Genomic DNA, 26,904 nt, shown 5'->3' with positions numbered 1-26,904 from the left:
TGAGCGAGGCTGGTGGGAGCGGCGGTGCGCCGATGCGACTTGCCCCGCGATTGTGGTTTAGCGCGAAGCCAGCAGGGCCTTGCCGCGAACCACTGCCGCGCGCACCTGGGCCGGCGCGGTGCCGCCGATGTGGTTGCGGGCGTTGACCGAGCCTTCCAGGGTCAGCACGGCAAACACGTCCTGCTCGATCTGGTCGCTGAACTGGCGCAGCTCGTCCAGGCTCATCTCGGCCAGGTCCTTGCCGGTATCGACGCCGTACTTCACGGCGTGGCCGACGATCTCGTGGCAGTCACGGAACGGCAGGCCGCGGCGCACCAGGTAGTCGGCCAGGTCCGTGGCGGTGGAGAAACCGCGCAGGGCCGCTTCGCGCATGATCGCGTGCTTGGGCTTGATCGCCGGGATCATGTCGGCGAAGGCGCGCAGCGAGTCGCGCAGGGTGTCGGCGGCGTCGAACAACGGCTCCTTATCTTCCTGGTTGTCCTTGTTGTAGGCCAGCGGCTGGCCTTTCATCAGGGTCAGCAGGCCGGTCAGGGCGCCGAACACGCGGCCGCTCTTGCCGCGCACCAGCTCCGGCACGTCCGGGTTCTTCTTCTGCGGCATGATCGAGCTGCCGGTGCAGAAGCGATCGGGCAGGTCGATGAACTGGAACTGGGCGCTGGTCCACAGCACCAGCTCTTCGGAGAAGCGCGACAGGTGCATCATCGCGATGCTCGCCGCCGAGCAGAATTCGATGGCGAAGTCGCGGTCCGAGACGCTGTCCAGCGAGTTGCCGCCCACGGCTTCGAAGCCCAGCAGCTTGCAGGTCAGTTCGCGGTCGATCGGGTAGGTGGTGCCGGCCAGCGCGGCGCTGCCCAGGGGCATGCGGTTGGCGCGCTTGCGGCAATCCACCAGGCGCTCGTAGTCGCGGCTGAGCATCTCGAACCAGGCCAGCAGGTGGTGGCCGAAAGTCACCGGCTGCGCGGTCTGCAGGTGGGTGAAGCCGGGCATGATGGTCTCGGCCTCGCGTTCGGCCTGCTCCAGCAGGCCCTGCTGCAGGCGGGTGATCTCGGCCAGGATCAGGTCGATCTCGTCGCGCAGCCACAGGCGGATGTCGGTGGCCACCTGGTCGTTGCGGCTGCGGCCGGTGTGCAGCTTCTTGCCGGTGATGCCAATGCGGTCGGTCAGGCGCGCTTCGATGTTCATGTGCACGTCTTCGAGGTCGACGCGCCAGTCGAAGGTGCCGGCCTCGATTTCGCCCTGGATGGTCTTCAGGCCATCGATGATGGTGTCGCGCTCGGCATCGCTGAGGACGCCGACCTGCGCCAGCATGGTGGCGTGGGCGATCGAACCCATGATGTCGTGGCGGTACAGGCGCTTGTCGAAATCGACCGAGGCGGTGAAGCGGGCGACGAAGGCGTCGACGGGCTCACTGAAGCGGCCGCCCCAGGACTGATTGGTCTTGTCGGTGCTCATGGATTCACTCGTTGAAGGCGTGAACGGAAAAAGTGTCGCGATCATAGCAGGGTTGCGCCCGCCGCCGCAGGGCGCTGGTCGCGAGAATCGTCCGGTTACAAGGGGGTGCGGCATATTCAACGATTGAACGGCAGTGTTCCACGGAGCGTCTACAGTTGGACAAAGGACTGGCGGTGAATCTGCCAGACCAGTGAATCTTTGGCCTTCGCACCGGTCTGTAGCGTGACCGCGTTTCGGTCGCCCCACACTTGTCTACGCTATACCCGTGCGAGACTCACTCAGGAATCCAGCGCAATTATGAATGTCCTGATCGTTGATGATGAACCCCTGGGCCGCGAGCGCCTGAGCCGGCTGCTTGGCGAGCTGGAGGGTTACACCGTGATGGAGCCCAGCGCCACCAACGGCGAGGAGGCCCTGACCCTGATCGAAAGCCTCAAGCCCGATGTGGTGCTGCTGGATATCGGCATGCCGGGCCTCGATGGCCTGCAGGTCGCCGCCCGGCTGTGCGAGCGCGAGTCGCCGCCGGCGGTGGTGTTCTGCACCGGCGACGATGAATACGGCAGCGAAGCCTTCAGGGACAGCACCCTGAGCCATGTCGAGAAGCCCATCCAGCCGCAGGCCCTGCGCGACGCCCTGCGCCGGGCGGAAAAACCCAACCGTGCCCAGCTGGCGGCGCTGACCCGCCCGGCCGGCGAGGCCGGTGGCGGCCCGCGCAGCCATATCAGTGCCCGTACCCGCAAAGGCATCGAGTTGATCCCCATTCCCCAGGTCATCTACTTCATCGCCGACCACAAGTACGTCACCCTGCGCCATGAGGCGGGCGAGGTACTGCTCGATGAACCGCTCAAGGCCCTGGAGGACGAGTTTGGCGAGCGTTTCGTGCGCATCCACCGCAACGCGCTGGTTGCCCGTGAGCGCATCGAACGCCTGCAGCGCACGCCGCTGGGGCATTTCCAGCTCTATCTCAAGGGCCTGGATGGCGACGCCCTGACCGTCAGCCGCCGCCATGTGGCGGGGGTGCGCAAGATGATGCAGTCCTTGCACTGAATACCTGTTGGCAGCGTGGGAGCGGGCTTGCCCCGCGATAGCAGCGCAAGGTCCGCCATCGCAATCGCGGGCCAAGCCCGCTCCCACGCAAATCACGACCAGTATCGACCGCGCAGGGAGCGTGTTTGCTGATCTGAATCTGCGGGAACAGCCGGAGGAGCTGTTATCATCGACCGCATTTCTCTGGATCGGTGCGTTTCATGTCCACTCGCGAAATCCGCATTGCCACCCGTAAAAGTGCCTTGGCCCTGTGGCAGGCCGAATACGTCAAAGCCCGCCTGGAACAGGCGCATCCCGGCCTTCTGGTGACCCTGGTGCCAATGGTCAGCCGCGGCGACAAGCTGCTCGACGCGCCGCTGGCGAAGATCGGCGGCAAGGGCCTGTTCGTCAAGGAGCTGGAAACTGCCCTGCTCGACAACGAGGCCGATATCGCCGTGCACTCGATGAAGGATGTCCCCATGGACTTCCCCGAGGGCCTGGGCCTGTACTGCATCTGCGAGCGTGAAGACCCGCGCGACGCCTTCGTTTCCAACAACTTCGCCAGCCTCGAGGCCTTGCCGGCCGGCAGCATCGTCGGCACTTCCAGCCTGCGCCGCCAAGCCCAGTTGCTGGCGCGCCGGCCCGACCTCGAAATCCGCTTCCTGCGCGGCAACGTCAACACCCGCCTGGCTAAGCTCGATGCCGGCGAGTACGACGCCATCATCCTCGCCGCCGCCGGCCTGATCCGCCTCGGCTTCGAGGACCGCATCACTGCCTCCATCAGCGTCGATGACAGCCTGCCGGCGGGCGGCCAGGGCGCGGTGGGCATCGAATGCCGCAGCGCCGACGCCGAGATTCATGCCTTGCTGGCGCCGTTGCACCATGCCGACACCGCCGACCGGGTGGTGGCCGAGCGTGCCCTGAACAAGCGCCTCAATGGCGGCTGCCAGGTGCCGATCGCCTGCTACGCGGTGCTCGAAGGCGAGCAGCTGTGGCTGCGCGGCCTGGTCGGGCAGCCCTCCGGCGGCATCTTGCTGGTGGCCGAGGCCCGGGCGCCGCGTGCCGATGCCGAGCGCCTGGGCGTGCAGGTCGCCGAAGACCTGCTCGGGCAGGGCGCCGAGGCGATCCTCAAGGAAGTCTACGGCGAGGCCGGCCACCCGTGAGCCCCTGGCGCCTGCTGCTGACCCGGCCTGAAGAGGACTGTGCGGCGCTGGCGCAGACCCTGGCCGACGCGGGCATCGCCAGCGCCAGCCTGCCGTTGCTGGTGATCGAGGCGATTGCTCCAGGCCCTGAGCAGGTGCAGCGCCTGCGGGCGATCGGCGAGGCCCGGGCCATCATCGTGGTCAGCAAGCCGGCGGCCCGCCTGCTGTTGGAGCAGCTCGCCGAGGCAGGGGTGACGCCGCCGTCCGCCGGTTGGTTCACGGTGGGCGAGGCGACGGCGCGGATCCTTCAGGAGCACCGGTTGCAGGTGGCCTTTCCGGCGGCCGGCGATGACAGCGAAGCCTTGCTCGCACTGCCCGCCCTGCGCGAGGCTATGGCCGTGCCGGCACCCCGCGTCCTTATCGTTCGCGGTGTCGGAGGTCGTGAACTGCTGGCCGAGCGTCTTGCCGAGCAAGGTGCTAGTGTCGATTATCTGGAATTGTATCGCCGCTGCCTGCCGCACTACCCCGCCACGACCCTCGCCCAGCGCATCGATGGGGAACGCCTCAATGGCCTGGTGGTCAGCAGTGGGCAGGGTCTGGAACACTTGCATCGACTGGCAGGTGCGGATTGGCCGCGGTTTTCCCGCTTGCCGCTGTTCGTGCCCAGCCCCCGGGTGGCCGAGCAGGCCCGTGCACTCGGGGCAAAAGACATTGTGGATTGCCGTGGCGCCAGCGCCGCGGCCTTGCTGGCAGCCGTGCAGCGAAGCGCTGCGCCTGCCTCTTAAGGCGCTAAGCTAGAGAGCGATGCGCCACCATGCAAAGGATGGATACGTGAGCGAAACTGTCTTGTCCAACACCGAACAGCCCTCGGCGCCAGAAGCGTCGCAATCCGTCACCGCCAAACCCGCCCGACGCTCCGGCAACGGCTTGGCGCTACTGGCCCTGCTGCTGGGCGCCGCCGGCGTCGCGGTTGGCGGCTGGGGCGCCTGGCAGGTCCGCCAGCTGCAAGGCAGCGAGCATGACCAGGGCGAACACCTGCAAGCGCTCAATCAGCGCGCCGACGCGCTGCAGCAGCGTGAGCAGCAGCTCAGTGCGCAGCTGGGCAGCCTGCCGGCGGCCAGTGAGCTGGAAGACCGCCGGCGCCTGGTGGCGCAACTGCAGGGCGACCAGCAACGCCTGAGCCAGCGCCTGGAAACCGTGCTCGGGGAGAGCCGCAAGGAGTGGCGCCTGGCCGAGGCCGAGCACCTGCTGCGCCTGGCCACCCTGCGCCTGTCGGCGTTGCAGGACATCACCAGCGCCAAGGCGCTGGTCGAAGGTGCCGATGAGATCCTTCGCGAGCAGAGCGATCCCGGCGCCTTCGCCGCCCGCGAACAGTTGGCCCGCAGCCTGGCGACGCTATCCGGCACCGAGCAGCCGGATCGCACCGGGCTGTTCCTCAAGCTCGCCGCGCAACGCGAGCTGGTGCAGCAGCTCAGTGCCCAGTCGCCGGAATTCGACAGCAAGGCTGACGCCATGGGCGCGCTGACCGCCGATGGCGATGGCGCCAGCCGCTGGTCGCAGTGGTGGGCCGAGATCTCCAAGTACTTCCAGATCGAGTTCAATGCCGACGACAACGTGCGCCCGTTGCTGTCCGGGCAGTCGCTCAACCAGCTGCGCCTGGCCCTGAGCCTGACCATCGAGCAGGCGCAGTGGGCGGCGCTCAACGGCGAGGCCAAGGTCTATGCCCAGGCCCTGGACGATGCGCGCAGCGTGTTACTGGCCAACTTCAACCCGGACAACCCGCAAAGCAAGGCGATGCTCGACAACCTCAACCAGCTGGCCGAACAGCCGGTGTCGGTGGTCACGCCTGACCTGAGCGAGAGCCTGGCCGCAGTGCAGGCCTATATCCAGCGTCGCCACCTGCCGGCTGCCGCCGAAGGGGCCAAGCCATGAAGCGTGTCTACCTGCTGGCGGTATTGGCGATTGTCGTCGCCGCGGCGCTGGGCATCGCGATCGCCAAGCACAGTGGCTACGTACTGATCGCCTACGGCAGCTTCCGCTACCAGTCGGGACTGTGGGCGGCGCTCGGCGCGTTGGTCGGTATCATCCTGCTGCTGTTGCTGGTGCGTTACCTGGTCGGGCTGGTGCTGACTTCGTCTGGGGTGGTCAACCCGTGGTCGCGACGCAACCGCAGCCGCCGCACCCGTATCGCTGTCGAGCAAGGCCAGCTGGACCTGGCCGAGGGGCGCTGGGCCAGTGCCCAGCGGCACTTGCAGCGTGCTGCCGAGTCCGATCGCCAGCCGCTGCTCTACTACCTCGGCGCCGCGCGTGCCGCCAACGAACAGGGACGGGTCGAGGAACGCGACAATCTGCTCGAACGCGCCCTGGAACGCCAGCCCCAGGCCGAGCTCGCCGTTGCCCTGACCCATGCCCAATTGCAGATGGACCGGGGCGAGAGCGAGGGTGCCCTGGAGGCCCTGCAGGCGATGCAGGAGCGTCATCCGCACAACGCCCAGGTGCTGCGCCTGTTGCAGCGCCTGCATCTGGAGAGGGGCGACTGGCCGGCGTTGATCCGCCTGCTGCCGGACCTGCGCAAGCACAAGGTGTTGCCTGCGGCGGAACTGGCTGACCTGGAGCAGCGCGCCTGGGGCCAGAACCTGGGCCTCGCTGCGGCCCGTGGCGAGGATCCGCAGACGGCACGCCAGGCGCTCGAGCGCGCCTGGCAGCAGCTGACCAATGCCCGGCGCCAGGAACCGCAACTGGTGTCGGCCTACGCCGAGCAACTGCGTCAGGTCGGTGCCCAGGGCGAGGCCGAACAGGTGCTTCGCGGCGCGCTCAAGCGCGGCTACGAAAGCCATCTGGCGCGCCTTTACGGGCTGGTGCGCGGCGACGATCCGGCGCGCCAGCTGCAGACGGCCGAAGGCTGGCTGAAGGAGCATCCGCAGGATCCTAGCCTGCTGCTCACCCTCGGCCGGCTGAGCCTGCAGAACCGCTTGTGGGGCAAGGCGCGGGACTATCTGGAAAGCAGTCTGCGCCTGGAGCGTAATCCGGAAACCTGCGCCGAGTTGGCACGCTTGCTGGCCGGTCTCGGCGAGACCGAGCGCAGCAATCAGCTGTTCCAGGAGGGCCTGGGGCTGCTGGATGAGCGCCTGCTGGCGTTGCCGCTGCCGGAGGGGGTTCGGGCCTGAGACCCAACCCTTTCAAGGTGTTGAGAAGGGGCGTTCGACTTGGACTCGCCGGGGTCGCTTTGCGACCCTTTCGCGGCACAAGGCCGCTCCTACAGGTGATCGCGCAATCCTGTAGGAGCGGCCTTGTGCCGCGAATGGGCTGCAAAGCAGCCCCGGCAATATTGAATTGAAGCGGCCATATCCGAAAAAGCGCAAAGACCTTGAAAGGGATGGACCTGTCGCGCATCGCGGGCATACCTGCTTGTGCCGGTGCGATGTTTTGCCAGCGGCGCGTTGCATTATCTGATGAGCGATGACTCAAGACGCCCTCTGCGTAGAGGGCGTCGAATCGTCCTTCGTCCGCGTCGGAATATTCCCACGTTCCGCGAAAATGATTCCCTAGCCATTCAGCGACTTGTCTGCACTGTAGCGCCTTGATACAAAGCGCCCCTTTCCTCTACCGTTTCACACCACTTCCTTCATTTTCGGATCACTTCTGCCCATGTCGCTGGCCTGCTTGCGCAGCTCGTTCCTTCCCGCCTTCCTGGCCGCCGTGGCGGTGCTGGTCGCATCGTTTCGTCTCGAAAACGTGGTCGGCCTGGACCCCTGCGCGTTGTGTTTCAGCCAGCGCCTGATGCTGGGCTGTTTTGCGCTGGCCTGCCTGGTTGCCATGTTCCACGCTGGCGGCCGCCGCTGGCCTGCCTGGCTGGCGCTGCTGTTCGCGTTGGCTGGCGCCTTGCTGGCCGGGCGGCATGTCTGGCTGCAGGCCGAGCCGCTGCCCGCCAGTGGTTGCCACCTGCCCCTGGCGCATGTGGTCGAACGCCCGTGGAGCGAGATCCTGCAGGCATTCCTGCTGGGCAGCCCGGACTGCGTGTCGGTCAACTGGAGCTTCCTCGACCTGACCCTGCCGGAATGGAGCCTGCTGGCGTTCCTGTTGCTGGCGGCGGTGCCGTTGTCGTGGCTGGTGCTGTATCGATTGCGCCAGGACGCGGCGGGTTGATCCACGGCAATGCACCTGGGATTGCGCGACCAGCGGTGGCCGACGGCGGGATTAAACGCTTGTATGAACTTAGTCTGCTGCGTACCTTGAAGGGCAGGTCGCACGGGAATAATCTCCCAGCACGCTTACCGAAAATACAACTGCTCGATGCCGTTTGCTGACGTCACCTTTGTGCCACGGTGTTGTGTCGCGAGGTGCAGCGGCATCTACCCAGAAGGGAAGAGATCGCCATGCTCGATAGTTGCCAGAACGCCCAGGAACGCTGGGGCGGTGTTCACAAGCTGATCGATCGTTGGCTGGAGGAGCGCCAGGAGTTGGTGCATGCCTTCCGCGCCTTGCGCGATGCCAAGCCGGCCTTTGCCGACAAGGACAAGAACCGCGATTTTTGCGCGCTCCTGGTCGACTATGTCTCGGCCTGGCACTTCGAAGTCAGCGAGCAGCTGGTCAGCGAAGCCAAGGCCTTTGGCGATACCAAGGCCCTGGAGCTTGCCACACAGATCAACCCGCGTATCGATGACAGCACCCAGATCGCGCTGGCTTTCAATGACCATTGCGAGAAGGGCGAGTGCACCGACCCCGAGCGCTTCGCGGACAAGCTGGGCAAGCTGGGTGGCCTGTTGCGAGAACGCTTCGAGCTGGAGGACTGCCTCATCGAAGTGCTGCATACCGCGCACAAGGAAGAGGACGCGCTGCAGGCCTGATTCAGTTGGCCACGTCCAGCAGTTCGATCTCGAACACCAGTGGGGTATAGGGTGCGATCAGGTCACCCGCACCGTCGGCGCCATAAGCTTGCGCCGACGGGATCACCAGGCGCCATTTCGCCCCCGCCTTCATCCGTGGCAGTGCCACCTGCCAGCCCTCGATCACCGAGTCCAGCTTGAACCATTGCGGTTGCAGGTTCTGGTCGAACACCGTGCCATCCGGCAGTTTCCCCACATAGCGCACCTGCACGCGACCGCTGGCCTTGGGTTGCGCGCCGCTGCCGTTGGCCAGTTCGCTGTAGAGGATGCCCTCGGGCAGCTCGCGTACCCCGGCCTTGGCCCGCTCGCCGGCAATGAAGCGTTTCTCCGCTTCCACCAGCTTGTCCACCTGGGCCTGTTCGGCGGCGGCGTTGGCTTGCGTCTCGTGCTGCTCGAGGATGGCCTGCATGCGTGACTTGGCAATGCGTGGCGGCTGGCCCTGGTAGGCCTGGCGCAGGCCTTCGACCAGGGCGTCGAGCTGCAGGCCGGGGACTTCCTGGCGCAGGCGCTCGCCCAGGCTGGCACCAAGGCTGTAGGCCAGGTCGCTGTCGTTGGCGGGGGCGGTTTCGGCATTGGCCAGGGAGAGCGGCATCACCAGGCACAGGCCCAGAATCAGATAACGAGGCATGGACGGTTCCTGCGGTAAAGAGCGCAAAGTATGCCAGCGTTGTTGGGCGAAGATGTGTAAATATCGGCAGTGCACTAATGGGCAACTACACTTGTTTCCAGCTGCAAGACAACAACTTTGCCCAGGCATGCAACGCGGCGCTACTGAGACTGTCAACATGCCCTAGCGGCGGTAGCAGCAGAAGCATAGTATGAGCCGCACTCTCGTCAGCCAGGAGGTAAACCATGTCGGCCAAGAAGAAAGCAGTCAGTACGCCGTTGCACCTGCTCCAGCAACTTTCGGGTAGCTTGCTCGAACATTTGGAAGATGCCTGCTCCCAAGCGCTGGCGGATGCCGAGAAACTGTTGGCCAAGTTGGAAAAACAACGTGGCAAGGCCCAGGAGAAACTGCATAACGCTCGCCTGAAGTTGCAGGACGCCGCCAAGGCCGGTAAAGCCAAGGCTCAGGGCAAGGCGCAAAAAGCCGCGGGTGAACTTGAACACTTGCTCGATTCGCTCAAGGATCGCCAGGCCCAGACCCGAACTTACATCCAGCAACTCAAGCGTGATGCCCAGGAAAGCCTGAAACTGGCCCAGGGTGTTGGCAAAGTGCGTGAGGCGGCCGCCAAGGCCCTGGACTCGCGTACTGCGGCACCGAAAGCGGCCGCGAAACCTGCTGCCAAACCAGCGGCCAAGCCTGCTGCGGCCAAGGCCCCGGCGAGGACTGCAGCCGCGAAACCTGCCGCCAAGCCAGCGGCCAAACCGGCTGCTGCCAAGGCTCCCGCGAAGACCGCTGCAGCGAAACCTGCCGCCAAGCCAGCGGCCAAGCCTGCTGCTGCCAAGGCACCGGCGAAGACCGCCGCCGCGAAACCTGCGGCCAAGCCAGCGGCCAAGCCTGCTGCCGCCAAGGCACCGGCGAAGACCGCCGCCGCGAAACCTGCCGCCAAGCCAGCGGCCAAGCCTGCTACTGCCAAGGCCCCGGCGAAGACCGCCGCCGCGAAACCTGCTGCCAAGCCAGCGGCCAAACCAGCTGCTGCCAAGGCACCGGCAAAGACCGCTGCAGCGAAACCAGCAGCCAAACCAGCGGCCAAGCCTGCTGCCGCCAAGGCCCCGGCCAAGCCAGTAGCGGCCAAACCTGCAGCCAAACCTGCAGCCAAGCCAGCAGCCAAACCGGCCGCTGCCAAAGCTCCGGCCAAGTCTGTAGCCAGCAAGCCAGCCGAAAGCAAGCCAGCCACACCGACCGCCAGCGCCACCCCGACGCCTGCGACCAGCGCGGCCACGCCTGCGGCAACCGCCACACCGGCTCAGTCGCCGACTTCGGCGTCCTGAAGCTCACGGGCCGCGGCGCGCAGCTGATGCAGTGCGTCGTGGTCCCGGGTCTGGTCCGGCGCCAGCCGGGTCAGCCAGTCCTGCGCGGCGCCCGCTTGCGCAGGCCACTCGTGCGCCAACGCCTCCAGACGCTCCAGCAAGGTGCGTTCAGCCTGCAACTCCAGCGCCTTCACCTGCTCACGCATCACGCTCAGTTGCGGGTCGGCCAGCGCCTGCTCGCGCCATTGCCGGCGTAGCGCTCGCAGCGGCGTCACCACATCGCGTTGCCAGGGGCCGGCCAGGGCCTGCAGGGCGGCGATCCGCTGTTCATCGGCGGCCACGCCGCGGGCCTGCAGCCAGGTGCCGCAGAGCAGCAGGCAGACATCGCCGCCCAGTTCCTGGAGGGCCAGGCTGGCAGCCTCGACGCCTGGCCGGGCATACAAGGCCAGGGCGTGATTCCACAGGTCGGTGTGCATGGTTTCACTCGCGCCAGTGATCGGCGAAGCTGGTAGACTCCGCGACCATCATGATCAGACTATCGAACCTCACTTTACAGCGTGGTCCCCAGCGCCTGCTAGAAGGCGCCGAGATGACCCTGCACACCGGTCACAAGGCCGGCCTGATCGGCGCCAACGGCGCCGGCAAATCCAGCCTGTTCGCCCTGCTGCGCGGTGAGCTGTCGCCCGATGCCGGCGATTGCCTGCTGCCCGGCGACTGGCGCATTGCCCACATGCGCCAGGAGGTCGACACCCTCGACCGCATCGCCGTGGACTATGTGCTCGACGGTGATGCCCGCCTGCGCAAGGTCCAGGCGGATCTCGCGGCCGCCGAGCAGGCCCACGACGGCACCGCCCTGGCGCGCCTGCACAGTGAGCTGGACAGCGCCGACGGCTACACCGCCGATGCCCGTGCGCGCAAGCTGCTGGCCGGCCTGGGCTTCAGCAACGAGCAGATGGACCGCCGCGTCGGCGACTTCTCCGGTGGCTGGCGGATGCGCCTGAACCTGGCCCAGGCACTGATGTGCCCGTCCGACCTGCTGCTGCTCGACGAGCCCACCAACCACCTGGACCTCGATGCCATCCTCTGGCTGGAGGAGTGGCTCAAGGGCTACCCGGGCACGCTGCTGCTGATCTCCCACGACCGCGACTTCCTCGATGCCGTGGTCGACCATGTGCTGCATGTCGAACAGCGCAAGCTCAATCTCTACAAGGGCGGCTACAGCGCCTTCGAGCGCACCCGCGCCGAACGCCTGGCGCAACAGCAGCAGGCCTACGAGAAGCAGCAGGCGCAGCGCGCGCACATGGAAAAGTACATCGCCCGTTTCAAGGCCCAGGCCACCAAGGCCCGCCAGGCGCAGAGCCGGATCAAGGCCCTGGAGCGCATGGAGGAGTTGTCGGCGGCCCACGTCGACTCGCCGTTCGACTTCGTGTTCCGCGAGTCGGAGAAGATCTCCAGCCCCTTGCTCGACCTGTCCGAAGGCCGCCTGGGCTATGGCGACAAGGCCATCCTCGAGAAGGTCAAGCTGCAACTGGCGCCGGGTGCGCGCATCGGTCTGCTTGGCCCCAACGGCGCGGGCAAGTCGACCCTGATCAAGAACCTCGCCGGCGAGCTGCAGCCGTTGTCCGGGCGCCTGGTGCGCGGCGAGAACCTCGCCGTCGGTTACTTCGCCCAGCACCAGCTCGACTCGCTGGACGACAAGGCCAGCCCGCTGCTGCACCTGCAGCGCATCGCCCCGGGTGAGCGCGAGCAGACCCTGCGCGACTTCCTCGGCGGCTTCGACTTCCACGGCAACCGTGTCGATGAGCCTGTGGTGAATTTCTCCGGTGGCGAAAAGGCCCGCCTGGCCCTGGCGCTGATCGCCTGGGAGCGGCCGAACCTGCTGCTGCTCGACGAACCGACCAACCACCTCGACCTTGAGATGCGCCTGGCGCTGACCATGGCCCTGCAGGAGTTCGCCGGTGCCGTGGTGGTGGTGTCCCACGACCGTCACCTGCTCAAGAGCACCACCAACGACTTCCTGCTGGTGGCCGATGGCAAGGTCGACACCTTCGATGGCGACCTGGACGACTACAGCCGCTGGCTGGTGGAGTTCCGCCAGCGTAACGCGCCGGCCAGCTCTGCTCCGGTAAACCCGGACAAGACCGACAAGAAGGCCCAGCGCCAGGCTGCCGCGGCCTTGCGCCAGCAGTTGGCGCCGCACAAGAAGGCGGCCGACAAGCTGGAGACCGAACTCAACCAGGTGCACCAGCAACTGGCCGAGATCGAAACGGCGTTGGGCGACAGCGGCCTGTACGAAGCCTCGCGCAAGGATGAACTGCGCGACTTGCTGGCTCGCCAGACCAAGCTCAAGCAACGCGAAGGCGAGCTTGAGGAAGCCTGGATGGAAGCCCTGGAAACGCTGGAAAGCATGCAGGCCGAGCTCGAGGCGCTGTCCTGATGGAGGAGCTGCGCTCGCTGCTGCCAGGACAGTGGATGGACACCTTCTGGCTGGGGCTGCAGATCCTGCTGATCCTGATTGCCGCCTTCATCCTGCAACGCATGGTTGCCCGTGGGTTGCGTAGCCTGGGCGAGCGCTACCCGTTGCCGCACGAACTGATGGTGCCGGTGCGCGGCGCCCTGCGCTGGCTGATCATGGGCAGCGCGCTGCTGTTTGTGCTGGAGCGCATGGGGGTTTCCGCCACGGTGCTGTGGACGGCGTTGTCGGGCTTCGTCGCGGTAGCGGCGGTGGCCTTCTTCGCCATCTGGAGCGTGCTGTCCAACCTGCTGTGCGCGGTGCTGATCTTCACCGTCGGGCCGTTTCGCATCGGCGATGTGGTCGAGCTGGTCGATACCCTCGACAAGCCGGGGGTGAAAGGCCGGGTGATCGCCATCAACCTGCTGTACACCACGCTGATGGAAACGCCGGAGGCGGGTGGGGCGCTGGTACAGGTGCCGAACAGCCAGTTCTTCCAGAAGGCCGTGCGCCGTTGGCGGGGGGCTGAAGTACCTGCTCCAGCCATAGACCCGGCCATCGAGGCCGATTAAGTCTGGCTCATTCGTCTGTAGGAGCGGCCTTGTGCCGCGAATGGGCCGCAAAGCGGCCCCGGCAACGTTGCCAGTACTGAAATCTTGGGGCTGCTTCGCAGCCCATTCGCGGCACAAGGCCGCTCCTACAGGGAACGCGCAGGTCGGCGTGGTCAGCGGTTTACCCGCGAAGAGGCCTGCTGAGACACTGCAAAAACCACTGGTTATTTTTTCGCCAACACCTTAGTTTAGCGGTTTGCAAAAGCTGTTCGAGCGAGGTGTGCGATGTCGATGGAAACGTGGTTGGCCTTCTTTGCCGCGTGCTGGGTGATCAGCCTGTCGCCGGGCGCCGGGGCCATTGCCTCGATGTCCAGCGGGCTGCAGTACGGTTTCTGGCGTGGTTACTGGAACGCCCTGGGCCTGCAACTGGGCCTGATCGTGCAGATCGCCATCATCGCCGCCGGCGTCGGCGCCATCCTCGCCGCGTCGGCCACTGCCTTCCAGGTCATCAAGTGGTTCGGCGTCGCCTACCTGGTCTACCTCGCCTACAAGCAATGGCGCGCCCTGCCGATGGACATGAGCGACGAGTCCGGTGTGCGGCCGATCGGCAAGCCGTTGAGCCTGGTGTTCCGCGGCTTCCTGGTCAACGTCAGCAACCCCAAGGCGCTGGTGTTCATGCTGGCGGTGCTGCCGCAGTTCATCAACCCGCACGAGGCGTTGCTGCCGCAGTATGTGGCGATCACCGTGACCATGATCAGTGTCGACCTGCTGGTGATGGCGGGCTACACCGGGCTGGCTTCGCGGGTGCTGCGCCTGTTGCGCACACCGAAGCAGCAGAAGCGTCTGAACCGCACCTTTGCCGGGCTGTTCATCGGTGCGGCGACGTTCCTCGCCACTCTGCGCCGGGCGCCGATCTGATCAATCGCATGAAGCCATTCGCGGGTAAACCCGCTCCCACAGGTACGCCACTGTCCTGGAGAGGAGTGGTATACCCGCGAATGCCGCGCCGCTATTTCTGCTTGTCCACCAGCCCCTTGAGCAGATCCATCGGCATCGGAAACACGATGGTCGAGCTCTTGTCCCCGGCGATCGACCCCAGCGTCTGCATGTAGCGCAACTGCATCGCCCCCGGCTCCTTGCCCAGCATCTGCGCCGCCTGCATCAGTTTCTCCGACGCCTGCAGCTCGCCTTCGGCATGGATCACTTTGGCCCGTCGTTCGCGTTCGGCCTCGGCCTGGCGGGCGATGGCGCGGACCATCGACTCGTTGAGGTCGACGTGCTTGATCTCGACGTTGGCCACCTTGATGCCCCAGGCGTCGGTCTGCGCGTCCAGCACCTCGCGGATGTCCGAGTTCAGCTGCTCGCGCTCGGCCAGCAGTTCGTCCAGCTCGTGCTTGCCGAGCACGGCGCGCAGGGTGGTCTGGGCCAGCTGGCTGGTGGCGGTGAGGAAGTCCTCGACCTGGATGATCGCCTTCTGCGGGTCGAGCACGCGAAAGTACAGCACGGCGTTGACCTTGACCGAGACGTTGTCGCGGGTGATCACATCCTGGGGCGGCACGTCGAGGACCACGGTGCGCAGGTCCACGCGGACCATCTGCTGGATACCGGGAATCAGGATGATCAACCCTGGGCCCTTGACCTGCCAGAAGCGCCCGAGCTGGAACACCACGCCGCGCTCGTACTCGCGCAGGATGCGCAGGGCCGACAGCAGCAGTATGCCCAGCAGCACCAGCACGGCGCTGAATCCGAATTGCATGAACATCGTCTACTCTCCTTGCGCCGTGGGCGCAGTGGCGCTGACCTCCAGCGTCACGCCATGACGGGCCGTTACCCGCACGTGCTGGCCCGGCTGCAGCGGTGTCGCGCACTGCGCCTGCCACTGTTCGCCCTGGGCCTGTACCGAGCCGCAGAACGGGTTGTCCGCGCGCACCTGGGTCACCGTCACCAGGCTGCCGACCAGCCCGGCATCGCCGCTGACCAGGGCGCGCTTGCGCGCCTTCAGCGCCATGCCCAGCACGCCACCGAGCAACAGCGCCGAGAGCACCGCCAGGCTGATGATCAGCGTCAGCGGAATGCCAAAGCCAGGGGCGTCGGTGTCCATCAGGATCACCGCGCCGACCACGAAGGCGACGATGCCGCCGAAGCCGATCACCCCGAAACTGGGCAGGAACGCCTCGGCGACCATGAACGCCACCCCGAGCAGGATCAACGCCACCCCGGCGTGGCTCACCGGCAGCAATTGCAGGGCGTACAGCGCCAGCAGCAGGCAGATGCCGCCGACCACGCCGCCGACCCCGGAGCCCGGATTCATGAATTCGAACAGCAGGCCGTACACGCCGATCATGATCAGGATCAGCGCCACGCTGGGGTTGGTGATTACTGCCAGCAGGCGAGTGCGCCAGTCCGGCAGGTGCTCCACCACACTGGCTCCGGCGGTCTGCATTGATGCTGACTGGCCGGCGACGGTCAGCGTCCGGCCGTCGAGCTGGCGCAGCAGGTCGGGCAGGTCAGCGGCGACCAGGTCGATCACTTTCAGCCGCTGGGCTTCGCTGGCCGACAGGCTCACCGCCTCGCGCACGGCCTTTTCCGCCCAGTCGGCGTTGCGCCCGCGCAGTTGCGCCAGGCCACGGATGTAGGCCGCGGCGTCGTTGATCTGCTTGCGGGCGAGAGTGTCCTGTTCGTTGTTCGCGGCGGGCTTTTCGTCCTTGCCGGGGACGCCGATCTGTACCGGCGTCGACGCGCCCAGGTTGGTCCCCGGGGCCATGGCCGCCACGTGGCTGGCATAGAGGATGTAGGTGCCGGCGCTGGCCGCCCTGGCGCCACCCGGGGCGACGTAGGTGGCCACCGGCACGGGGCTGGCGAGAATGGCCTTGATGATCTGGCGCATGGCGCTGTCGAGCCCGCCGGGGGTGTCGAGGCGGATCACCACCAGTTGCGCGCCCTGGGCCTGGGCCTGGTCCAGTCCGCGCAGCAGGTAGTCGGCGCTGGCCGGGCCGATGGCATCGTCGACGCTCAGCAGCCACACGTTGCCGCCGGGCGCGGCCAAGCCGCCCGGAGCGAAGCCCAGGATCAGCAACAACAGCAGCATGCGCCAGCGCCGGGCGATCACCTGTCGTCACCTCATGCGGACCTGTCCTTGAAGTTTAGCCGTGGCTGCTGGACCACGGCCTAAACTTGAGGGTGGGGGCAAAACCGGAGGTGCATCATGCGTATGGCCAAGACCCTTCAGCAGCGCCTGGACCAGGCCAACTGCGACTACGACATCATTCCCCATCCCCATTCGGCCACCAGCCTGGAGTCGGCGCGCACGGCCGGCGTACCCGCCGAGCGGGTCGCCAAGTCGGTGATGCTCGATGACCGCCATGGCAACTACATCATGGCCGTGCTGCCGGCCAACCGGCACCTGGACATGACCGAGGTGCGCATGACCGGCGCCTGGCAGTTGACCCGCGAAAGCAACCTGCCGAGCCTGTTCGGCGATTGCGAACGCGGCGCCATCCCGGCCCTGGGCGACGCCTACAACATTCCCATGCTGCTCGACCGGACCCTTACCCGCCAGGGTGATGTCTATCTCGAGGCAGGTGACCACGATCACCTTATCCACATGAGCATGGAGCAATACTTGAAACTGGTGCCGCACGCCGAAGTGCGCGAACTGAGCTGATGCTCGCAACCCACGCCGGGCTGGCGTCGTGGACGACCGGCCCGGCCATAGGAGTGAATCATGGAAGCGCCGATCCACAAGTTTTCCGAACTGTTCAAGCAACTGGGCCTGCCGGACGATGCCAAGAGCATCGACCAGTTCATTACCAGTCATTCGCCGTTGAAGAACGAGATCAAGTTGGTGGATGCACCGTTCTGGACCAAGGCCCAAAAAGACTTCCTGGAGGAAAGCATCAAAGAGGACGCCGATTGGGCGGTACCCTTCGACCAACTCAACGAAGCGCTGCGTCGCCCCCGCAAATAAAGCGCCGAGCGGCACCTGATGGGTGATCGGGCCGTTGCTATGCTCAGGGAAAACAAGAGGGGATGGCGCAATGAAAGATCCCTACGCACCGGGCTTCTGGTGCACCGTGACGATCCTGGGCACCCTGACCGCCGGCTACTTCTACGGTATCCGGCACACCCACACGATGAACCAGGCCGTGCAATTTCTCTATGCCGCCGCCGCCGTGACCGCGGCGGTGGCGTTGTGCGGCCTGGCGTGGATCGCCTGGCAGCAGCTGCACCTGAACAGGCGCGAAGTCGCCCAGGGGCGAACGTTGCTGACCATCTGGAACACCAAGGTCGCCCTGCGCCGGGTCGAGACGGTGTTCGACCGTTATTTCTGGGGCAGCTACTGGCATTCCGGGCGCACCTTCGAGGAGGTGATGGGCGAGCTCAAGGGCACGCCGCTGGAGCAGAGCCTGGACGCCCTCAAGCGTCAGTGCCGGGAACTCGACCGGGAAGTGCACGACCATCACCATCACTGGCTGGCCAACGCCCGCGACCTGTCCAGCGTGGCCACGGCCATGGCCCGCGAGCGCTATCAGCTGGACCTGTGCGACGCGCCGGCCCGTGACGGCGGCAACACCGCCGTGCTCAACCGGGATCTGGAAGTGCTGGTGTACACCTGGTCGGCGCGCCTGCGCAGCTTCGACCATCAGCTGGACGAGCTGGAGCGCGCCTATCACTGAGCAGGGTCATTCACCGCGGATGTATTGCTCTAACTGGACAATCTGGTTTGCCTGCTCAGCGATGATCTCTTTAACCAAGTCACCGATCGAAAGCAGGCCGATGAGCTTGCCGTTTTCAACCACGGGCAGGTGACGCAGGTGGCGGTTGGTCATCAGGTTCATGCAGTACTCAAGGTTCTGCTTGGGTTCCACGGTGATCACAGGGGCGCTCATGATCTCGTGTACCTTGGTGAATGGAGATGAGCGCCCCTTGAGTACAAGTTTACGGGCGTAGTCGCGTTCGCTGACGATCCCTACCACCTGGTCATTGTTCACCACCGGCAAGGCGCCGACATTTTTCTCCGCCAGCAGCTTCAAGGCATCCAGCACCGAGTCATCAGGGCCGATGGTGTAGGCGGTCTGGTGCTGGGACTTGGCTTTGAGGATTTGTTCGACGTTCTTCATACGGGCCTCTGTGGGTGGAAACGCGACGTGTCGGAGTAAATAAAGCATCCGGCACGGCGCTCTGCACGGCAATGCAGGAAACGGCATCGAGGTGATTGAAAAACGTCATCGCGTCCACCAGGGCGCGCTGCAGCCCTTTCGCGGCACAAGGCCGCTCCTACCAGGGCGCGGTCGCCTGTAGGAGCGGCCTTGTGCCGCGAAAGGGTCGCAAAGCGACCCCGGCAATCTTGAATCGGAGCGGCCATATCCCAAAAATCGCAAAAACCTTGAAAGGGACGGACCTAAGGGGACGAGAACCTCAGAGCTTCGGCATCTGCCCGATCCGCGCCACCATCTCGCTGACGATCTGCAGGTCGAGCATGAACTGCTCCACGGTCTTGAACTCGTTGTCGTTGTGCCCGGTGTACTTCACGTCCGGCATGGCCAGGCCGAACTGCACGCCATTGGGCAGGTCATGCACCGAGGTGGCGCCGGCGGAGGTGCCGTACTCGTGCTTCATGCCCAGGTTCTCGCTGGCCACGGCCAGCAGGGCCTTGACCCATTCGCCCTCGGGGTTGCGGTACATCGGCTCGTCGAGGGTGTAGTCGAAGGCCACCGGGGTCTTGCTCTTGGCCTTCCACGCATCGAGCTTGCCGGCGATCTCGCCCTTCAGGGTGTCGAGCGACTTGCCCTTTGGAATGCGCAGGTTCACGGCCAGCTTCAGCGCCTGGTCATCCAGGCCGACGAAGGTCAGCGAGGTGGTCAGCGGGCCCATGAAGTCGTCCTTGAAGCCGACGCCGAGCTTGTTACCCAGGTAGTCCAGGCCCCAGTTGTCGGCGGCGTAGCGGGCGGCGTCGGTGATGTGGTTGTGCTTGAGCGGTACGTCTTTGCCCAGGCCGTTGAGGAAGTCGAGCATGCGCGCCACCGGGTTGACCCCGGACTCGGGCTCGGAGGAGTGCGCCGACACGCCGGTCACGGTGAGCAGCACCTGTTTGCCGTCGACCTTGGCGTCGATGCTGAAGTCGCCACCATGGCGTTTGACGTAGGCCGCGCCGGCCTTGTTCAGCGCCTTGGCCAGGTCGGCCGGCTTGTCGCCGGTCAATGTCGCCACCGAGCTGCCGGGGATCTGGTTGGTGGCCAGGCCACCGGTGAGGTTGATCACTTCGGCGCCTTTGCCGTCACCGGCACGCTTGGCGAAGGTGGCCATGACGGTGCCATAGCCCTTCTCGGCGATCACCACCGGGTAGCCGCCATCCAGCGCCAGGTTGTAGTCGGGGGTGGCGTTGCGTTCGAAGTAGTAGGGGATGGCGTCGCCGGTGGTTTCCTCGGTGGTGTCCACCAATAGCTTGAACTGGCGCGCCAGCGGCAGCTTCTCGTCCTTGGCCACCTTCAGCGCGTACAGCGCGACGACGATGCCGTTCTTGTCGTCCTCGGTGCCGCGGCCATACATGCGGTCGCCCACCAGGGTGACCTTGAACGGGTCGAGCTTGGTGCCGTCCTTGAGCTTCCAGTTTTCCGGAGTGACCGGTACCACGTCGGCGTGGGCGTGGATGCCGATCACTTCCTTGCCTTCACCGAGGGTGATCTCGTAGACGCGGTTGTCGATGTTGCGGAACGTCAGGCCGAAGCCCTCGGCCAGGGCCTTGATCTTGTCGGCGATCTTGATGAACTCAGGGTTCTCGTGCTGCGGCACACCCTCTTTGCGAACGGTCGGGATTTCCACCAGCTCGCGCAGGGTTTCCTTGGCGGCCTTGCCGTACTTGATGCGGGTGTAAAGGCCCAGCAGGCGGTTGATCTCGTCCTGCTGCTCGGCGCTCAGCGGCTTGCCGGCCAGGTACAGCTTGAGGGTGTCGTCCAGCTTGGCGGCCTTGGCCAGGTCGCTGCCGGCCAGCTTGCCGAGGAACTGCTTGAAGTCGGCCGGGTCGCTGCCGTCGTAGGCCTTGATGATGGCGGCGGACTGCTGCTGGGAGAGGTTGGCCTGGGCCGGGATCGAGAACATGGCCACGCTGGCCAGCAGGAGCGATACGGCGGATAGCTTGGTGAAGGGCATGGGTGTGGGCATTCCTTTGCAAGGGGTGGAGGGTGACCGTTTACGCAAACGGAAGATGCTCAAGCTATCACCAATGACCACCGGCACGGGAGAGGTGGCAATGTGCTTTTCTGCACAAACGTGCAAGCTTTCATCTACGGCGCGGCCCGCAGGTTTATGACAAAAATGCGTATCATTAGCGCTTTTTGTAATAAGCATCGTGTCACCAGAGAAGCCCCCTCGAGACCAATGTTCCGGAACTTGCAAGGCCAGATCATCGTGCAGTGCTGAGGCCCGGAAACGAAAAAGCCCCGCCAGAGCGATCTGAGCGGGGCTTTTGCTGATGTCATGGCGCACTCGGCGGGATTCGAACCCACGACCCCTGCCTTCGGAGGGCAGTACTCTATCCAGCTGAGCTACGAGTGCAACGGGCCGCATGATACCCATCTGTGTCGGTGGCGTCCATGGCCTTGATCTGTGGAGTTTTTTCCCAGGGGGACAGCGGGGCCGGTCACAGTGCGATCAGCTCCGGGCGCAGCCCCTCCACCCGCTGTACCGCCGGCTTCAGATATCCGCCATGGCCGGTGATCTGGTGCAGGACCTTTTCGCGCAAGCCATGCAATGCCACGCCGGTGCGCTGGCGCGGGTGCGGCAGGTCGATTTCCACCACCGCCTTGATCCGTCCGGGCCTCGGCTCCAGCACCACCACCCGGTCGGCCAGGTAGGTCGCCTCCTCGGCATCGTGGGTGACCAGCAGGATGGTGATCCCCGAGCGTTCGCGAATCGCCAGCAGTTCATCCTGCAGCTGTTGGCGGGTCAGCGCGTCGAGGGCGCCGAAGGGTTCGTCCAGCAGCAGGATCCGTGGGCTGGCCACCAGGCCACGGGCGATGGCCACGCGCTGGGCCATGCCGCCGGACAGCTGGTGCGGATAGGCCGATTCGAAGCCGACCAGGCCCACCAGTTGCACGTACTCGTGCACGCGCCGGGCGCGCTCGCCCTGGGTGAGTGTCTCGTTGACCAGCCCCAGGCCGATGTTCTGCGCCACCGTCAGCCATGGGAACAGGCGGTGCTCCTGGAACACGATGCCGCGTTCGCCGCCGATGCCGTTGACCGGCTGGCCGTCGACCTGGATCGTGCCGCTGTAGTCGGTGTCCAGCCCCACCAGCAGGCGCAGCAGGGTGGACTTGCCGCAGCCGGAGGAGCCGACGATGGCGATGAACTCGCCTTCGTTGATCGACAGGTCGAAATCGCGGATCGCCTCGAAGGGCTGGCCATCGACGCTGAAGGTCTTGCCGACCCCCTCGAAACTGACCAGCGGCGGCGTGGCGTCGGGTTGGTTGGCCGCGTGCAGGGCCGGGGTGATGAAGGCGTTCATGCGGATCTCCAGCGCGTGGCGCGCGATTCGAGGCGTTGGCCGAGGTGGCCGAGCAGGGCGCCTACCAGGCCGATCAGGACCATGGCGGCCATCACCTGGTCCATGCGGAACAATTGCTGGGCGCCGATCATCAGGCTGGCGATGCCGCCGTCCGAGGGCATGAAGTACTCGGCGCCGATGGTGCCGAGCCAGGCGTAGATCAGCGCCAGGCGCAGCCCGGCGAAGATCGCCGGGGCGGCGCCGGGCAGCACCAGCAGGCGCAGCCGGTGTGGCAGGTCCAGGCGCAGGGCCTGTGCCGCCTCGCCTAGCTGTGGTGGGAGGCTGGCGATGCCGCGCTGGGTGGCGATCAGCAGCGGGAAAAACGCCGCCAGCGCGACGAACACCAGCTTGGCGCCCTCGCCCAGGCCGAACCAGGCAGTCAGCAGCGGCACCCAGGCGAACAGCGCCACCTGGCGCAGCGCCGACAGGCTCGGGCCGAGCAGGCGCTCGGCGTTGGCTGACAGGCCCAGCAGCAGGCCCAGCACGAAGCCTGCCCCGCCGCCGAGCAGCAGACCGGCCAGGGTGCGTTGCAGGCTCAGGCGCAGGGCCTCGGGTAACGAACCGTCGAGCAGGCCTGCGTACAGGCTGCGCAGCACATCCAGCGGTGAAGAGAGGATGTTGGCATCGACCCAGCCAAGGCTGTTGGCCGCCTGCCACAGCAGCAACAGCCCCGCGGGCAGCAGCAGGCTTTGCCAGCCGCGTGGCACCTGGCCGCGCAGCTGTTCGCCCGTGGCCGGTTGCGGCCAGTGCAACAGGCCGCGTTCCAGGCGTGAGAAGCCGCGATCCATCAGTGCGCCGACCAGGCCGATCAGCAAGATGCAGAGGAACACCAGGTCGAGCATGAACAACTGCCGCCCCCAGACCATCAGGTAGCCGATGCCTTCGCTGGAGGCCAGCAGTTCCACCGCCAGCAATGACGTCCAGCCGGTGGCCAGGGCCAGCCGCACACCGGCAAGAAACGCCGGCAGCGCGGCGGGCAGCAGCAGGCGCAGGAACAGCAGGTGAGGGGGCAGGCGCAGGACGGCGGCGGCTTCGCGCAGTTTAGGTTGGGCATCGCGCACACCCACCAGGGTATGCAGCGTGACCGGCACCACCACGGCTTTGACCAGCACCACCAGCTTGAGCAGTTCGCCGATACCGAAGAACAGCATGAACAGCGGGATCCAGGCCAGGGTCGGGATTTGCGCCAGGGCGACGAAGGTGGGCAGCACCAGTGTTTGCGCCCGCCGCGATCCGCCCAGCCAGGTACCCAGCAGCAAGCCACTGGTGATCCCTGCCAGCAACCCCCAGATCAGGCGCTGCAGACTTATCCACAGGTGAGTCCAGAGCTCGCCCGAGCCGAACTCCTGCGCGCTTTGCCAGACCAGCGCGGGGGCAGGCAGGATCTGCTCGCTCATCCAGTGCTCACGGCTGGCGACGACCCACAAGGCCGCCACCGCCAGTGGCACGATCCACGGCAGGTAGGAGCGGCCTTGCGCCGCGAAAGGGCCGCGCAGCGGCCCCCATAGACGGCGTAGGCTTACGCTCAAGACTTCGCTCATCAGGGCACCTCTCAAACCGTTCCTTGTTTATTCACTTATGGAATTAAAAATTCTCACAAGCGAAACTCAAGAGATAAGAGCATGCGCCCGGTGCATGCGAAAGCCCCGTCCCGTTGCGTTTTCCTCATATTTTCCATGCGTTTCCTGCAAGCCAGCCGCAGGCCCGCATGGCGCCTGATTTATGCCTTCTGGTTACTAAAAAATGAAGTTTTGATCTTTGTAGGTTCTAACCAGACCCGCCTAGCTTCTGGCCCATAGCGCCGGCCATCGCCGGTGGCAGCCTGCCAAGGAGCCTTGCCATGAAAACCGCCTTCCGCCAGCTGCTCAGCCCGTTGCTCGCCGCCGTGTTGAGCGCCATGCCCGTGGCAGCCCATGCCGCCCAGCCGGATGTGATCCGCATCGCCGTGCCCGACCTCAGCGCCGGCAGCAAGCCCAGCGCCGGCGGCGTGGTGGATGTGTTGCGCGACCAGCAACTGCTGGAGAAAGAGTTCGCCAAGGACGGCATCCGTATCGACTGGCGCTTCTTCAAGGGCGCCGGCCCCGTGGTCAACGAGGCCCTGGCCAACGGCCAGGCGGACTTCGCCTACCTGGGCGACCTGGCCGCGATCATCGGCAAGGCCAACGGCCTCGACACCCGTGTGCTGTCGGCCGGGGTGCGTGGGGTGAAGAGCTACCTCGGTGTGGTGCCGGGCTCGGGCATCCACAGCCTGCAGGACCTCAAGGGCAAGCGCGTGGCGGTGTTCCGCGGCACCGCCAACCAGCTGTCGTTCGCCAGCGCCCTGGCCAGCCAGGGGCTGTCCGAACGTGAGCTGAAAGTCATCAACCTCGATTTCAACGCGGCCAACGCCGCCCTGGCCGCCAAGCAGATCGACGCCACCTGGGGCCTGTCCAACCTGCTGTCGCTGCGCGAACGCGGGCTGGTCGAGCTGCCGGTCAACTCCCGCGACCTCAAGGGCGCCGGCAGCACCCAGGCGGTGCTGCTCGGTACCGGCGAGTTCATCCGCCAGCACCCCGACCTGGTGCAGCGGGTGGTCAACGCCCAGGAGCAGGCGGTGAAGTGGCTGCGCGACGAACGCAACCGCGAAGCTTATGTGGACCTGGTCGCGAACACCGCCAACTGGCCGAAGGCGATCCTGCGCGACGACCTTGCCCAGGAGAACCTTGCCAACTACTTCGACCCACGCCTGGATGCCGGTTTCGTCGGCCTGCTGCAACAGGGCGTGGACCTGGCCGTCAAGGAGCGCCTGATCCGCCGCGGCTTCCAGGTGGCCGACTGGATCGAACCGCGTTTCATCGATGCCGCACAGCGCCAGGACCAGGCCGTCCAGGCCGCCCGCTGACCCGACAACAACCGTGAGGAGCACGACCATGAGCAACGCCGCACTGGCCACCGCGCCGCAAACCCTCGAACTCGACATCCACCCCGTTGCCGGGCGCATCGGCGCCGAGATCCGTGGTATCAAGCTGTCCGCCGACCTCGATCCAGCCACCATCGATGCCATCCAGGCGGCGTTGGTGCGCCACAAGGTGATCTTCTTCCGGGCCCAGGAGCACCTGGACGACGTGGGCCAGGAGGCCTTCGCCCAGCTGCTCGGCGAGCCGATCGCCCACCCCACGGTGCCGGTGGTCGATGGCACCAGCTACCTGCTGCAGCTCGATGGCGCCGAGGGGCAGCGGGCCAACTCCTGGCACACCGACGTGACCTTCGTCGACGCCTACCCCAAGGCCTCGATCCTGCGCAGCGTGGTGGCCCCGGCTGCCGGTGGCGACACGGTGTGGGCCAACACCGCCGCGGCTTACCAGGAACTGCCCGAGCCACTGCGCGAACTGGCCGACAAGCTGTGGGCGGTGCACAGCAACGAATACGACTATGCCAGCGTGAAGCCGGATGTCGATCCGGCCAAGCTGGAGCGTTACCGCAAGGTGTTTACCTCGACGGTTTACGAGACCGAGCACCCGGTGGTGCGGGTGCATCCGATCAGCGGCGAGCGGGCGTTGCAGCTGGGGCATTTCGTCAAACGTATCAAGGGTTACTCGCTGGCGGACTCGCAGCATCTGTTCGCGCTGCTGCAGGGGCATGTGACACGCCTGGAAAACACCGTGCGCTGGCGCTGGCAGGCGGGGGACGTGGCGATCTGGGACAACCGCGCGACGCAGCACTATGCAGTGGATGACTACGGCACCCAGCCGCGCATCGTGCGCCGCGTGACCCTGGCTGGCGAGGTGCCGGTGGGGGTGGATGGGCAACTGAGCCGGACCACGCGCAAGGGCTGAGATCGTTGTGGCCGCTTTGCGGCCCTTTCGCGGCACGAGGCCGCTCCTACAGGAGATCTTGTTCCCCTGTAGGAGCAGCCTTGCGCCGCGAAAGGGCTGCGCAGCAGCCCCTATCCGCTACAACTCGGTATCACAGGCCACCAACTGCCTCACCAACCCCTGCGCCAGTGCCGACAACCCATACCCCACCCGGCTCACCACCCCATAACGGGTGTAGAACGCCTCTTCCTGCTCCGGCGCCAGGTTCACCAGCTTGAGGGCCACCAGGCCGTCATAGGGCCGCAGGTTCGCACTGCAGGCGATGCCGATGGTGTCCGAATGCAGCACAACATTGAGCAGCGCATAGCCATGCTCGCACTCCACGCTGGGCAGAAAATCCTGCCGCCCGCTCAGGTCGCTGAGGATCTTGCGGATGTTCGGCGGGCGAAAGGTGGTGGCCAGCGGGTAATCGAACAGGTCCCGCGCCCTGACCTCGTCCAGCTCGGTCAATGGATGACCCCGGCGGCAGCAGAAGTGCCAGCGCTGTGGCTTGAGCTTGTGCACCTGGTAGTCCGGGTCGGCCTCGAACTGGCGGGTATCGGCGACGAAGAATTCGATCTCCTCGGCGATCAGCCGCCGGTTCAGCGCCTGCCAGTTGTCCACCTGGAAGCAGGTACGCGCCGCCGGGTATTCGGCAACGAACCGCGCCACCGCCCGCGGCACCAGCCCGCCGGCGGGCGCCGGCCCCGAGCCGAAGCGCACCACGCCGGTGGTGGCGCCATTGAACTGGTTGATCTCGTTGACCAGGTTGTGCGCCCCATGCACCAGCCGCCGCGAATGCTCCAGCACCAGCAGGCCCTGGCGGGTCGGCGCCAGCTCCTTGCTGGCGCGGTCGACCAGGCGGCAGCCGACGTTGTGTTCCAGCGTCTGGATGCTGCGGCTGAAGGCCGATTGCGAGAGGTTCACCGCCGCCGCCGCGGCGACGAAGCTGCGGTGCTCGACAAGGGCGATGAAGTGGCGGAGCTGGCGCAGGTCGATATGCATTTTCTACATGGAAACTTTCGGTGGAATGCAATTGCTGGGAAGGGTTGGGAACCTTATAAAGGGAGTCACTTATTCCACAAAATATGAAATACAAATATTTA

26 protein-coding genes and 1 tRNA gene are annotated in these 26,904 nt (G+C 65.7%); 16 read left to right on the top strand and 11 right to left on the bottom strand.

The annotated features are described in order from the left end of the window. Nucleotides 1-57 precede the first annotated feature (57 nt). Nucleotides 58-1,452, bottom strand: coding sequence for an argininosuccinate lyase (argH, locus tag POF53_RS04085; protein WP_232854793.1), 1,395 nt, complete (start codon nt 1,450-1,452; stop codon nt 58-60). A 297-nt stretch (nt 1,453-1,749) separates the two neighbouring features. Between argH and POF53_RS04080 the strand changes: the two genes are divergently transcribed. From POF53_RS04080 to POF53_RS04050, 7 genes are all read left to right on the top strand, one after another. Continuing rightward, nucleotides 1,750-2,499 (top strand): LytR/AlgR family response regulator transcription factor, encoded by a 750-nt coding sequence (locus tag POF53_RS04080; RefSeq protein WP_203648967.1) that lies wholly within the window; start codon nt 1,750-1,752, stop codon nt 2,497-2,499. A gap of 200 nt (nt 2,500-2,699) precedes the next feature. Next, the gene (gene hemC / locus POF53_RS04075; protein ID WP_232854795.1) at nt 2,700-3,641 is read left to right on the top strand and encodes a hydroxymethylbilane synthase; all 942 of its coding nucleotides are present in this window, start codon (nt 2,700-2,702) and stop codon (nt 3,639-3,641) included. Further along, nucleotides 3,638-4,405: a uroporphyrinogen-III synthase gene (locus tag POF53_RS04070; protein WP_232854796.1), complete on the top strand. Its 768-nt coding sequence runs from the start codon at nt 3,638-3,640 to the stop codon at nt 4,403-4,405. The genes hemC and POF53_RS04070 overlap by 4 nt, the downstream gene beginning before the upstream one ends. A 46-nt stretch (nt 4,406-4,451) precedes the next feature. Continuing rightward, nucleotides 4,452-5,552, top strand: coding sequence for a uroporphyrinogen-III C-methyltransferase (locus POF53_RS04065; protein WP_232854797.1), 1,101 nt, complete (start codon nt 4,452-4,454; stop codon nt 5,550-5,552). Continuing rightward, on the top strand, nt 5,549-6,787 hold the full coding sequence (locus POF53_RS04060) for a heme biosynthesis protein HemY (protein WP_498966494.1): 1,239 nt from the start codon (nt 5,549-5,551) through the stop codon (nt 6,785-6,787). The genes POF53_RS04065 and POF53_RS04060 overlap by 4 nt, the downstream gene beginning before the upstream one ends. 481 nt (nt 6,788-7,268) lie before the next feature. Then, nucleotides 7,269-7,766, top strand: coding sequence for a disulfide bond formation protein B (locus POF53_RS04055; protein WP_232854799.1), 498 nt, complete (start codon nt 7,269-7,271; stop codon nt 7,764-7,766). Between the two features lie 230 nt (nt 7,767-7,996). Next, the gene (locus POF53_RS04050) at nt 7,997-8,467 is read left to right on the top strand and encodes an Rsd/AlgQ family anti-sigma factor (protein WP_050703285.1); all 471 of its coding nucleotides are present in this window, start codon (nt 7,997-7,999) and stop codon (nt 8,465-8,467) included. Nucleotide 8,468: 1 nt separating this feature from the next. Here POF53_RS04050 and POF53_RS04045 read toward each other — a convergent pair whose 3' ends face one another. After that, nucleotides 8,469-9,134: an FKBP-type peptidyl-prolyl cis-trans isomerase gene (locus POF53_RS04045; RefSeq protein WP_232854800.1), complete on the bottom strand. Its 666-nt coding sequence runs from the start codon at nt 9,132-9,134 to the stop codon at nt 8,469-8,471. A 224-nt stretch (nt 9,135-9,358) separates the two neighbouring features. On the opposite strand from POF53_RS04045, the gene POF53_RS04040 reads away from it, so the two are divergent. After that, nucleotides 9,359-10,441 carry an AlgP family protein gene (locus POF53_RS04040; protein WP_203648944.1) on the top strand — a complete coding sequence of 361 codons (1,083 nt, stop codon included), beginning with the start codon at nt 9,359-9,361 and terminating at the stop codon, nt 10,439-10,441. Here POF53_RS04040 and POF53_RS04035 read toward each other — a convergent pair. After that, nucleotides 10,417-10,896, bottom strand: a complete 480-nt coding sequence (locus tag POF53_RS04035; protein ID WP_232854801.1) for a TIGR02444 family protein — start codon at nt 10,894-10,896, stop codon at nt 10,417-10,419. The two genes, POF53_RS04040 and POF53_RS04035, sit on opposite strands and share 25 nt — an antisense overlap. A gap of 113 nt (nt 10,897-11,009) precedes the next feature. Here POF53_RS04035 and POF53_RS04030 point away from each other — a divergent pair, with 113 nt between their 5' ends. The 3 genes from POF53_RS04030 to POF53_RS04020 all read left to right on the top strand — a co-directional run bounded on the left by POF53_RS04030 (nt 11,010) and on the right by POF53_RS04020 (nt 14,341). After that, nucleotides 11,010-12,857: an ATP-binding cassette domain-containing protein gene (locus POF53_RS04030; RefSeq protein WP_498966490.1), complete on the top strand. Its 1,848-nt coding sequence runs from the start codon at nt 11,010-11,012 to the stop codon at nt 12,855-12,857. Continuing rightward, nucleotides 12,857-13,444, top strand: a complete 588-nt coding sequence (locus POF53_RS04025; RefSeq protein ID WP_232854803.1) for a mechanosensitive ion channel family protein — start codon at nt 12,857-12,859, stop codon at nt 13,442-13,444. Before POF53_RS04030 ends, POF53_RS04025 begins: the two co-directional genes overlap by 1 nt. A gap of 270 nt (nt 13,445-13,714) precedes the next feature. Next, nucleotides 13,715-14,341 carry a LysE family transporter gene (locus POF53_RS04020; RefSeq protein ID WP_498966487.1) on the top strand — a complete coding sequence of 209 codons (627 nt, stop codon included), beginning with the start codon at nt 13,715-13,717 and terminating at the stop codon, nt 14,339-14,341. Between the two features lie 91 nt (nt 14,342-14,432). Here the strand turns inward: POF53_RS04020 and POF53_RS04015 are convergent, their stop codons facing one another. Both POF53_RS04015 and POF53_RS04010 read right to left on the bottom strand, forming a co-directional pair. After that, entirely contained in the window at nt 14,433-15,185 is a 753-nt protein-coding gene (locus POF53_RS04015) for a slipin family protein (protein ID WP_203648914.1), read from the bottom strand. A gap of 3 nt (nt 15,186-15,188) precedes the next feature. Beyond that, nucleotides 15,189-16,511 carry an NfeD family protein gene (locus tag POF53_RS04010; RefSeq protein ID WP_498966484.1) on the bottom strand — a complete coding sequence of 441 codons (1,323 nt, stop codon included), beginning with the start codon at nt 16,509-16,511 and terminating at the stop codon, nt 15,189-15,191. A gap of 123 nt (nt 16,512-16,634) precedes the next feature. On the opposite strand from POF53_RS04010, the gene POF53_RS04005 reads away from it, so the two are divergent. The 3 genes from POF53_RS04005 (at nt 16,635) to POF53_RS03995 (ending at nt 18,099) form a co-directional block, all read left to right on the top strand. Continuing rightward, nucleotides 16,635-17,087, top strand: coding sequence for an aminoacyl-tRNA deacylase (locus tag POF53_RS04005; RefSeq protein WP_498966482.1), 453 nt, complete (start codon nt 16,635-16,637; stop codon nt 17,085-17,087). 60 nt (nt 17,088-17,147) lie between these two features. Beyond that, the gene (locus POF53_RS04000; protein ID WP_203648908.1) at nt 17,148-17,390 is read left to right on the top strand and encodes a DUF2789 domain-containing protein; all 243 of its coding nucleotides are present in this window, start codon (nt 17,148-17,150) and stop codon (nt 17,388-17,390) included. Between the two features lie 70 nt (nt 17,391-17,460). After that, the gene (locus tag POF53_RS03995) at nt 17,461-18,099 is read left to right on the top strand and encodes a hypothetical protein (protein WP_028688591.1); all 639 of its coding nucleotides are present in this window, start codon (nt 17,461-17,463) and stop codon (nt 18,097-18,099) included. Nucleotides 18,100-18,105: 6 nt separating this feature from the next. On the opposite strand, the gene POF53_RS03990 is transcribed toward POF53_RS03995, so the two are convergent. The 5 genes from POF53_RS03990 to POF53_RS03970 form a co-directional block, all read right to left on the bottom strand. Further along, nucleotides 18,106-18,543: a CBS domain-containing protein gene (locus tag POF53_RS03990; protein WP_203648906.1), complete on the bottom strand. Its 438-nt coding sequence runs from the start codon at nt 18,541-18,543 to the stop codon at nt 18,106-18,108. Between the two features lie 298 nt (nt 18,544-18,841). After that, nucleotides 18,842-20,572 carry a dipeptidase gene (locus tag POF53_RS03985; protein ID WP_498966479.1) on the bottom strand — a complete coding sequence of 577 codons (1,731 nt, stop codon included), beginning with the start codon at nt 20,570-20,572 and terminating at the stop codon, nt 18,842-18,844. Nucleotides 20,573-20,900: 328 nt separating this feature from the next. Continuing rightward, nucleotides 20,901-20,977, bottom strand: a tRNA-Arg gene (locus POF53_RS03980). A gap of 85 nt (nt 20,978-21,062) precedes the next feature. After that, nucleotides 21,063-21,926: an ABC transporter ATP-binding protein gene (locus tag POF53_RS03975; RefSeq protein ID WP_232854806.1), complete on the bottom strand. Its 864-nt coding sequence runs from the start codon at nt 21,924-21,926 to the stop codon at nt 21,063-21,065. Next, nucleotides 21,923-23,506 (bottom strand): ABC transporter permease, encoded by a 1,584-nt coding sequence (locus tag POF53_RS03970; RefSeq protein WP_498966477.1) that lies wholly within the window; start codon nt 23,504-23,506, stop codon nt 21,923-21,925. The genes POF53_RS03975 and POF53_RS03970 overlap by 4 nt, the downstream gene beginning before the upstream one ends. A gap of 299 nt (nt 23,507-23,805) precedes the next feature. On the opposite strand from POF53_RS03970, the gene POF53_RS03965 reads away from it, so the two are divergent. Both POF53_RS03965 and POF53_RS03960 read left to right on the top strand, forming a co-directional pair. After that, entirely contained in the window at nt 23,806-24,846 is a 1,041-nt protein-coding gene (locus tag POF53_RS03965; protein ID WP_498966475.1) for an ABC transporter substrate-binding protein, read from the top strand. A gap of 28 nt (nt 24,847-24,874) precedes the next feature. Beyond that, entirely contained in the window at nt 24,875-25,780 is a 906-nt protein-coding gene (locus POF53_RS03960; protein WP_062359903.1) for a TauD/TfdA dioxygenase family protein, read from the top strand. A gap of 117 nt (nt 25,781-25,897) precedes the next feature. Here POF53_RS03960 and POF53_RS03955 read toward each other — a convergent pair whose 3' ends face one another. Continuing rightward, on the bottom strand, nt 25,898-26,803 hold the full coding sequence (locus tag POF53_RS03955; RefSeq protein ID WP_498966473.1) for a LysR family transcriptional regulator: 906 nt from the start codon (nt 26,801-26,803) through the stop codon (nt 25,898-25,900). Between the last annotated feature and the right edge of the window lie 101 nt (nt 26,804-26,904).

The organism is Mitsuaria sp. RG (assembly GCF_028369275.1).
Classification (GTDB): Bacteria; Pseudomonadota; Gammaproteobacteria; order Pseudomonadales; family Pseudomonadaceae; genus Aquipseudomonas; species Aquipseudomonas peradeniyensis.
This window is presented reverse-complemented; position numbering and strand designations above follow the sequence as displayed.

Bases quoted from the DNA above. Each gene is read 5' to 3' on its own strand.
- argH (WP_232854793.1), bottom strand. From the start codon at position 1,452: ATGAGCACCGACAAGACCAATCAGTCCTGGGGCGGCCGCTTCAGTGAG.
- POF53_RS04080 (WP_203648967.1), top strand. From the start codon at position 1,750: ATGAATGTCCTGATCGTTGATGATGAACCCCTGGGCCGCGAGCGCCTG.
- hemC (WP_232854795.1), top strand. From the start codon at position 2,700: ATGTCCACTCGCGAAATCCGCATTGCCACCCGTAAAAGTGCCTTGGCC.
- POF53_RS04060 (WP_498966494.1), top strand. From the start codon at position 5,549: ATGAAGCGTGTCTACCTGCTGGCGGTATTGGCGATTGTCGTCGCCGCG.
- POF53_RS04055 (WP_232854799.1), top strand. From the start codon at position 7,269: ATGTCGCTGGCCTGCTTGCGCAGCTCGTTCCTTCCCGCCTTCCTGGCC.
- POF53_RS04050 (WP_050703285.1), top strand. From the start codon at position 7,997: ATGCTCGATAGTTGCCAGAACGCCCAGGAACGCTGGGGCGGTGTTCAC.
- POF53_RS04045 (WP_232854800.1), bottom strand. From the start codon at position 9,134: ATGCCTCGTTATCTGATTCTGGGCCTGTGCCTGGTGATGCCGCTCTCC.
- POF53_RS04040 (WP_203648944.1), top strand. From the start codon at position 9,359: ATGTCGGCCAAGAAGAAAGCAGTCAGTACGCCGTTGCACCTGCTCCAG.
- POF53_RS04035 (WP_232854801.1), bottom strand. From the start codon at position 10,896: ATGCACACCGACCTGTGGAATCACGCCCTGGCCTTGTATGCCCGGCCA.
- POF53_RS04030 (WP_498966490.1), top strand. From the start codon at position 11,010: ATGACCCTGCACACCGGTCACAAGGCCGGCCTGATCGGCGCCAACGGC.
- POF53_RS04025 (WP_232854803.1), top strand. From the start codon at position 12,857: ATGGAGGAGCTGCGCTCGCTGCTGCCAGGACAGTGGATGGACACCTTC.
- POF53_RS04020 (WP_498966487.1), top strand. From the start codon at position 13,715: ATGGAAACGTGGTTGGCCTTCTTTGCCGCGTGCTGGGTGATCAGCCTG.
- POF53_RS04015 (WP_203648914.1), bottom strand. From the start codon at position 15,185: ATGTTCATGCAATTCGGATTCAGCGCCGTGCTGGTGCTGCTGGGCATA.
- POF53_RS04010 (WP_498966484.1), bottom strand. From the start codon at position 16,511: ATGCTGCTGTTGTTGCTGATCCTGGGCTTCGCTCCGGGCGGCTTGGCC.
- POF53_RS04005 (WP_498966482.1), top strand. From the start codon at position 16,635: ATGGCCAAGACCCTTCAGCAGCGCCTGGACCAGGCCAACTGCGACTAC.
- POF53_RS04000 (WP_203648908.1), top strand. From the start codon at position 17,148: ATGGAAGCGCCGATCCACAAGTTTTCCGAACTGTTCAAGCAACTGGGC.
- POF53_RS03995 (WP_028688591.1), top strand. From the start codon at position 17,461: ATGAAAGATCCCTACGCACCGGGCTTCTGGTGCACCGTGACGATCCTG.
- POF53_RS03990 (WP_203648906.1), bottom strand. From the start codon at position 18,543: ATGAAGAACGTCGAACAAATCCTCAAAGCCAAGTCCCAGCACCAGACC.
- POF53_RS03985 (WP_498966479.1), bottom strand. From the start codon at position 20,572: ATGCCCTTCACCAAGCTATCCGCCGTATCGCTCCTGCTGGCCAGCGTG.
- POF53_RS03975 (WP_232854806.1), bottom strand. From the start codon at position 21,926: ATGAACGCCTTCATCACCCCGGCCCTGCACGCGGCCAACCAACCCGAC.
- POF53_RS03970 (WP_498966477.1), bottom strand. From the start codon at position 23,506: ATGAGCGAAGTCTTGAGCGTAAGCCTACGCCGTCTATGGGGGCCGCTG.
- POF53_RS03965 (WP_498966475.1), top strand. From the start codon at position 23,806: ATGAAAACCGCCTTCCGCCAGCTGCTCAGCCCGTTGCTCGCCGCCGTG.
- POF53_RS03960 (WP_062359903.1), top strand. From the start codon at position 24,875: ATGAGCAACGCCGCACTGGCCACCGCGCCGCAAACCCTCGAACTCGAC.
- POF53_RS03955 (WP_498966473.1), bottom strand. From the start codon at position 26,803: ATGCATATCGACCTGCGCCAGCTCCGCCACTTCATCGCCCTTGTCGAG.